This window comes from Candidatus Krumholzibacteriia bacterium, assembly GCA_030748535.1.
Taxonomy (GTDB): Bacteria; Krumholzibacteriota; Krumholzibacteriia; order JACNKJ01; family JACNKJ01; genus JASMLU01.
This window is the reverse complement of sequence record JASMLU010000015.1, coordinates 21976-27975: the sequence shown is the minus strand read 5'-3', so window position 1 is coordinate 27975 and position 6000 is coordinate 21976. Positions and strand designations below refer to the sequence as shown.

Here is a 6000-nt window from a genome sequence, read left to right as displayed (position 1 = left end):
GCCCACCGGCAGTGGAGTCGCCGCTACGGCCTGGAAGACGGACTAGTGATGCTGATCAGCCTGGGCCTGGTGTTCGTGATGCTGATCTTCGTCTACCCCCTGAAAATGGTCTTCTCTTCCTTCTTTGCCTGGGTTAGCGCCGGCTGGCTTCCGTCCAGTTTCGTACTGGAAGATGTCGGCGACCTGCGCCGGCTTTTCGTCATCTACGGGCTGGGTTTCTGGGCCCAGACAAGTCTGATCGGCCTGCTCTATGCACGCGCTATGCGAGTGGCTGACTGCCTGGCCCTGAACGAGCTCGAGCGCGTGAAGACGCGTGAAGACGCGGTATCATTCGGTGTCCTTGCGACGACAGGCTTGGCATCATGCCTCTGGGCCGGACTGCTGCCGCTGCGGTGGGGCATCTGGGCGGGCTTTTGGTATTTCACGCTCCTGATATCGATGCCTCTAGTCGTCGTGATCTATGGCCGGAAAGCCCAGCGCCTGAAAACTGCGCCTTGACGGGTGCGGATGGGGTTGAGCGGAGGCGTCGAGCACACTGGTGATGCTGTCGTCGGATGGTTTAAGGATGATTCATGAATAAAAAGCAACCCACAGTTACTTCATCCCATGAGCCAGAATCTCTGACGAGTAAGGGCAAGTCAGGCCGGTTCTGGCAAGTGTTTTGGCTTACATTTCTAGTGGCATCGCTTGCCTCCGCTTGGTACTCCTTCTATGCACCTTCCAACCGCATTGCCTGGGCCGACAACTTCACGGCTGCGCAACAACTGGCAGTCAAATCTGACAAACCGATAATTCTCTTTTTCACTGGCAAGTGGTGTTCACCCTGCCAGATCATGAAGCGCCAAGTCTGGGCGGATGACCAGGTGATCAATACGGTCAATGCAGCGTTTATTCCAGTGACGATTGACATGGATAACTCAAACGCCGCCGCAACTTTGAGTCGTTACGAAATTGGCGCCACGCCAACTACCATTATCACGGACTCAGAGGGGAATGTCCTCCAGTGGAAACAAGGGAGGATGAGCAAAGCGGAATTCCTTGAATTGTTAGGGGAGCAGGATTCGTTTACCGATAATGATCTGTAATGTCGAACGGATTCATCCTCTTTTGTTTCGGGCAATCGTGGGTATAGTTGGACTATCTAACCAGTTGCTGCACCAGACAGTCGGCATCGCCGTCTGCAGGTGACCAGCCATCGTTAGGCGAACGAAGGGTACAAACAAAGTTCCCGGTAAGTACAGGAGGCTGACATCGTGACACAGCGCATATTGACACAGTCGGCGTTGGAGGTGTCTCCAAACCTTGTTGCACAACCTCTCGCGTCACCCTTCAGGCGGCTCTGCGCCTTCTTGCTCGATTGGGTCTTGTTGTCCATTCCGACTTTAGCGGTGTCTTGTGTTGTCGCCGCTGTTTCGCTTTCACTGACCGACCCAGATGGACTCCGCGGAATCCGCACGCTTCTGGCGGGAGAGCAGAACGAGGACGCCGCATTGAATGCCCTGGCCGATGTCGCACCGCTATTGGCGAGAATCGATGCGCCCGGGCTTCCAGCGTCAGTAAAGGTCGCGGTGGAGGAATCAGATTTCCGTAGAGCCGGAGAACTCCTCGTGCCCCATGAACTTGATTTCTCTCTGGTGGTTGGCTCAGACCCTCCGCCTCTCGAACCAGGTCACATTCGACTCGAAATTCAGCGCTTGATCCCGAACCCGATCCGTGGCATCGCGGTTTTTGGTACCGCTGCGCTCTATTTCACGCTGCTCACCGCGGGTAGCCGCCTCGGGACCTTTGGGAAACGGATCTTCAGAATTCGGGTTGTGCGTCTTGATGGTCAACCACTCAGCTACTGGGAGAGCTTGGACCGTTTTGGAGGCTATCTGGCAGGTGTTGGCACCTTTGGCATTGGCTTCCTCGATCTATGGCGCGACCCAAACCGTAGACTCGCACACGATCGAATCTCGAATACGGTCGTGGTGCGTGGGACCGCCTGACAGCGCGATGAAGTTCGAGAGCGTTAACCGCACTGAGGCCAAATCCCGTTAGGAGCAGTTCGGTGAGTTTAATCCAGTCTTTGGCTAAAGCAGATGACTCGGCGAATGGCTCCTGGAGCGTCGACAAGGAAGCCTGACCCGCCGGAGGGCTCTTCGATAAAGGTCTTACTTGGCGGTGATGCCCGAAACTTATAAAATCTTGTGAGTTTCGGAGGAGGAGAACCATGAAGCCCGAGCAATTCCTGGCCCGGCATAGAATCAACACCATCAGTGGTTGGTTGCTGGTCTATGTCATGGGTTCGGTTCCTTTGCTGATGTTCTACTCAGCGGGGCTGTCGGGGTGGTTTCTCGATTATCCCAGGCAGCTGTTCCTTGGAATCTTGATGCTGATGCTTGTGCCACTCTTGCTGTTGATCCTGAAGGTCCCGTCTGCGCCAAAGTGGAACATCGCGTTGCTATGGGTGGGGGCAGGCTTGATCTCGCTGCGTGTACTTTACGGTGTACTACTCATGGAGAGGCCGTTGCAGGGGCCGGAAGGTCTGATACTGGCGGCAACCATAGTCGTCGCCCTTGTGTGGGCAGCTGTGTGGACCAGATACTTCCTCGTCTCCGAGCGTGTTGCCAAGATCTTTGCCTAGCGCTTTACGGTATTGGAGATGCACCGGCTTAAGCCACCGGCAGTAGCAGGTGAAAAACGGGCAATGAAAGCAGGAATACATGGAAAGCGAACAGCTCTTACGGATAGAGACGGAGTCACTCGTACTCAGGCCCTTTGAAATCGGGGATACGGCGACCGTGTATGCTTTGAGCACGGAGCCTGCGTCCCGGAAGTGGCTCCCAAGCCAAGTGTACGCAGACGAGGCCGAGGCTCGAGAAACACTCGAGTTTCTCAGGGAGCAGTACTCAAGACCCGCGGACCCTCGAAGCGGACCGTATGTTCTGGCCGTCGATCACCGGGGTGACGACACGCTCATAGGGCATGTCGGCTTGAGCCCGCTTGACGGTGATGTCGAGATCGGTTTTTCGATTGCCGAGGCATACCAAGGCCAGGGGCTTGCCGTCGAAGCTGTCAGCGCAGCCTGCCTTTGGGCCTTTGGCAGGTTTGGCTTGTCGAGGATCCTGGCAATCGCCGCCCAGTCCAATCAGGGATCGAGGAAGGTACTCGCACGCGCCGGGTTCGAGCATCAGACGGATCGCGTCATGGACTTTCAGGGTGTGGAGCAAGCGGTGAGCGAGTACGCTCTGTTCGGGTCCGGAGCCCGGAAAGAGGAGTGAACGGTACTACCAAACTGAGAGGTGCTTATGGCTATTCACCCCGCAGGCTATGCTGCCCGCCTGGAAGTCGATTACCCGGACAAGTTGGACCGCCTGACAACCTTCTTTCGGCTGATCTGGATCATCCCCATCGGAGCCATCCTTGCCCTGCTCTTGGCCAGCGACGATGGAAGAAGCGTGACTGAGGCCGGAGAGGCCGTGGGCAACTCGGGAGGCGGGATCGTGGTGGGCCTCGCGGTCGCGACGGCGCTGATGATCGTCTTCAGACAGCGCTACCCACGCTGGTGGTTTGATTTCGCGCGTGAGTTGTTGCGCTTCTCAATGCGGGTTGGCGCCTACTTTGTGCTTCTGACGGATCGCTATCCTTCGACCATCGAGGAACAGTCCGTACACCTGGAGATCGACTATCCGGATGTGAAACAAGACCTGAATCGATGGCTGCCGCTGGTCAAGTGGTTCCTGGCTATTCCGCACTGCATTGTGCTGGCACTACTTTTGATCCCCGCACTTTTCGCCGTGGCAGTCTCCTGGTTCGCGATTCTTTTCACCGGCCAATACCCGAGAGTGCTGTTTGACTTTGTCGTGGGTGTGGGCAGGTGGGCCTTGCGCGTCGAGGCCTATGCTGTACTGCTCGTCACAGATCAATACCCGCCCTTCCGCCTTAGTTGAGATTCGAGCTGAGGGAGAGATGTGAAAGAGTTAAACCTTTGGCCCAAGCATAGGGTTCGTATAATTGTAGCGGTTACCACAATGCTGGCGATCGCAGCGATGCACGCGTTCAGAATCGGTCAACACCTTAGCGGAAAACTGTATCTCTATTACTATAGTTTTGCCTCTGACCTGGTTCTTCCTATTGGCTTCTACTTCATGCTTGGCATGGTTGAAGTCCAGATTCGGTTTCTTCGACAGTGGTTTGTGAAGGCTCTCATTGTATTTGCAGCAATGACCTTCTCCGAGATCATGCAGGGTTTTGGGTTCTACTTTTTCGGAGTGACCTTCGACCCTCTCGACATCCTTATGTTTGGAGCAGGAGTTCTGCTTGCGGTTCTGATAGACACGCAGGTCCTTGAACGGCTCCTTCCTCACTGGAAATACCCTCGCTAGTGTAGCGGGGTTGTTCGCCGGACAAGAACCAGACTCCACGGGGAGCGTCCAACAAGGTTTCGAAACGTTTCCGGAAAGGGGAGGGTCAAATGGCAAGACTCAAGAGGCTGGGGGTTTTCTTTTCCGCCAAGTTACAGGCCCTTGTGATGGCCGCGTTGGGCTTTATCGCCGGTGTGCTCTACGCATTTGGAGGGTTTTTTTATGAGCTGTTCACCGGCACACTGAACTCAGGTACAGCTCTTGCCTTCATGGCGCTCATAGGGATGCCGCTTATGTTCGCGGCATGTGGATTTGTCGCCGGGGCTGTGGGGGCCGTGCTCTACAACCTTGTTGCGAGATGGTTTGGTGGCATCGAAATGGACTTCGACCGCTTTGAGTGACTTAGGCGGTGTCGTTCTGGCATCAAAGAATCGGGACGACCTTAGCGAATCAGGACAAGCCGGCTAGTTTCGGTAGCAGCTCCTGCCCGAAGGCGAATCAGATAAACCCCCGAAGGCAGCGCGTGGCCTGCTTCATTGCGCCCTTCCCATTGAATGCGATGTTGCCCGGCTTCGATGAATCCGGCCAGGAGCGTAGTGATCCACCGGCCGCTGGAATCGAAGACCTGAAGGCTTGCCTCTTCCTGTGAGGGCAGGGAAAAGGAGATAGATACCTTCGGGTTGAAGGGATTGGGCCAGGCAGAAAGATGAAACAGCGAGGCAGGCGCAACCGCGTCTGTTTCTTCACAGGGTTCGATGGGGTAGCCCTCGTAACGCCAGACTTCCCCGGCATCCTGAGCGATGAAGATGCTTGTTTCCGCTGTTGAAGAACCCCCAATCAGCGCAACGCCTTCCTGAGTATCTCCCGGAAGACTGAACAGGCGAAGGAAATTCCCATCTTCGGACATTTCGATCAGCACATCGTGGCTGTCGTACACCGCGTAAAGCGTGCCGGAGCAGAAGTCAAAGTGAAGGCCGGAGATGTCGTCGCGGTTGCCGGGGGACGGGGTGGTCGCGAGGTGCTGAACGATGCCCCCGGGAAGAAGGTTGAAGACAAAGATCTGTCCGCTATCCTGAAGACCCGCATAGAAGAGGCCATTGACATAGGTCAGAGCCTCGAGACCTCGATTGTTGGGGCCGTCGAGCCAGGGCGTGAGATCCCATTCCTCGCCGGTCGCCTGTCCGGTGTTAAGATCGAACTCGAGAACTGCGTCCGGGTTTTCAACTCCCAGATAGACAATCGACTCGCTGTCATCGGCCCGGGTAATGGCCTCCAGATCGCCTCCCAGATCCCAGATCACCGCATTTCCGCCACTTGCATCCATTTCACAAAGCAGTCCGCTGTCGTCTACCAGAATCACCGAGTTGCGGTCCGGGTGATGGACGATTCCACTGGGTTCGAAGCCATCGGGGAGTCCCCCTGGTTCATCCATCCATCCAATCTCCATTCCGCTTCCCGCAGGCCAGGGCAGGGCGAGCGCGGCAAGCGGCAAGAAAAAGAGCATTGCCGGGACAAGGGATGTTCCTGGAATCATGCGCATGGGGGCCTTTTCTGCTGAGAGAGGAACTCCATTGTAGCACGGATTTGCGTCGATTCCCAGTTTTGCGACCGTTCTGTAATTTCAGGCAGGACTGGATTTTTCGAAACACAGATT

General features: G+C 55.9%; 9 protein-coding genes. 8 read left to right on the top strand and 1 reads right to left on the bottom strand.

What is annotated here, in order from left to right; all coding sequences use genetic code 11:
* The 8 genes from QGH30_09015 to QGH30_08980 all read left to right on the top strand — a co-directional run.
* The coding region (locus tag QGH30_09015; GenBank protein MDP7022480.1) for a DUF1211 domain-containing protein at positions 1-498 on the top strand (498 nt) is incomplete at its 5' end.
* Positions 499-572: 74 nt separating this feature from the next.
* Positions 573-1085, top strand: coding sequence for a thioredoxin family protein (locus QGH30_09010; GenBank protein MDP7022479.1), 513 nt, complete (start codon positions 573-575; stop codon positions 1083-1085).
* 303 nt (positions 1086-1388) lie between these two features.
* Positions 1389-1988: an RDD family protein gene (locus tag QGH30_09005; protein MDP7022478.1), complete on the top strand. Its 600-nt coding sequence runs from the start codon at positions 1389-1391 to the stop codon at positions 1986-1988.
* A gap of 224 nt (positions 1989-2212) precedes the next feature.
* Positions 2213-2626, top strand: a complete 414-nt coding sequence (locus tag QGH30_09000; GenBank protein ID MDP7022477.1) for a hypothetical protein — start codon at positions 2213-2215, stop codon at positions 2624-2626.
* Between the two features lie 79 nt (positions 2627-2705).
* Complete coding sequence (locus QGH30_08995) at positions 2706-3263, top strand: GNAT family N-acetyltransferase (protein ID MDP7022476.1); 558 nt, start codon at positions 2706-2708, stop codon at positions 3261-3263.
* Positions 3264-3290: 27 nt separating this feature from the next.
* Positions 3291-3932 carry a DUF4389 domain-containing protein gene (locus tag QGH30_08990; GenBank protein MDP7022475.1) on the top strand — a complete coding sequence of 214 codons (642 nt, stop codon included), beginning with the start codon at positions 3291-3293 and terminating at the stop codon, positions 3930-3932.
* A 99-nt stretch (positions 3933-4031) separates the two neighbouring features.
* Complete coding sequence (locus tag QGH30_08985; protein ID MDP7022474.1) at positions 4032-4367, top strand: hypothetical protein; 336 nt, start codon at positions 4032-4034, stop codon at positions 4365-4367.
* Between the two features lie 89 nt (positions 4368-4456).
* A complete protein-coding gene (locus tag QGH30_08980) occupies positions 4457-4747 on the top strand; it encodes a hypothetical protein (GenBank protein MDP7022473.1) in 291 nt (96 codons plus the stop codon).
* Between the two features lie 41 nt (positions 4748-4788).
* Here the strand turns inward: QGH30_08980 and QGH30_08975 are convergent, their stop codons facing one another.
* Positions 4789-5850, bottom strand: coding sequence for a FlgD immunoglobulin-like domain containing protein (locus tag QGH30_08975; protein ID MDP7022472.1), 1062 nt, complete (start codon positions 5848-5850; stop codon positions 4789-4791).
* Between the last annotated feature and the right edge of the window lie 150 nt (positions 5851-6000).

What these genes read in the sequence shown, in the direction of transcription:
- QGH30_09010 (MDP7022479.1), top strand. Translation starts at nt 573, where the DNA reads ATGAATAAAAAGCAACCCACAGTTACTTCATCCCATGAGCCAGAATCT.
- QGH30_09000 (MDP7022477.1), top strand. Translation starts at nt 2,213, where the DNA reads ATGAAGCCCGAGCAATTCCTGGCCCGGCATAGAATCAACACCATCAGT.
- QGH30_08995 (MDP7022476.1), top strand. Translation starts at nt 2,706, where the DNA reads ATGGAAAGCGAACAGCTCTTACGGATAGAGACGGAGTCACTCGTACTC.
- QGH30_08990 (MDP7022475.1), top strand. Translation starts at nt 3,291, where the DNA reads ATGGCTATTCACCCCGCAGGCTATGCTGCCCGCCTGGAAGTCGATTAC.
- QGH30_08985 (MDP7022474.1), top strand. Translation starts at nt 4,032, where the DNA reads ATGCACGCGTTCAGAATCGGTCAACACCTTAGCGGAAAACTGTATCTC.
- QGH30_08980 (MDP7022473.1), top strand. Translation starts at nt 4,457, where the DNA reads ATGGCAAGACTCAAGAGGCTGGGGGTTTTCTTTTCCGCCAAGTTACAG.
- QGH30_08975 (MDP7022472.1), bottom strand. Translation starts at nt 5,850, where the DNA reads ATGCTCTTTTTCTTGCCGCTTGCCGCGCTCGCCCTGCCCTGGCCTGCG.